At 54.8% G+C, this 611-nt stretch carries 1 protein-coding gene; it reads right to left on the minus strand.

Features of this window, described 5'->3' with window-relative positions; genetic code table 11:
• Positions 1-611 (minus strand): GTP-binding protein (locus ABLV75_RS02875; RefSeq protein WP_233446296.1); only part of this gene is annotated, 611 nt, incomplete at both ends.

Here is a 611-nt window from a genome sequence, read left to right on the forward strand (position 1 = left end):
ATTTCAACTTCTTCGCCAACTTTGATGATACCGCGCTCTACACGACCGGTAACAACGGTACCACGACCGGAGATGGAGAATACGTCTTCGATCGGCAGCAGGAACGGCTTGTCAATCGCACGCTCTGGTTCCGGAATGTAAGAATCCAGGAAGCCAGCCAGTTCGATGATTTTAGATTCCCACTCAGCGTCGCCTTCCAGCGCTTTCAGAGCAGAACCACGAACGATCGGAGTGTCGTCGCCCGGGAAATCGTACTGAGACAGAAGTTCACGAACTTCCATTTCAACCAGTTCCAGCAGCTCTTCGTCATCAACCATGTCGCACTTGTTCAGGAACACGATGATGTACGGAACGCCTACCTGACGACCCAGCAGGATGTGCTCACGAGTCTGCGGCATCGGGCCGTCAGTCGCAGCAACAACCAGGATCGCGCCGTCCATCTGCGCAGCACCGGTGATCATGTTTTTAACATAGTCGGCGTGGCCCGGGCAGTCTACGTGCGCGTAGTGGCGAGTCGGGGTGTCATATTCAACGTGGGAAGTGTTGATGGTGATACCACGAGCTTTTTCTTCCGGCGCGTTATCGATCTGGTCGAATGCGCGAGCAGCACC

The sequence above is a fragment of the Klebsiella sp. CN_Kp066 genome, assembly GCF_040065135.1.
GTDB lineage: Bacteria > Pseudomonadota > Gammaproteobacteria > Enterobacterales > Enterobacteriaceae > Klebsiella > Klebsiella oxytoca.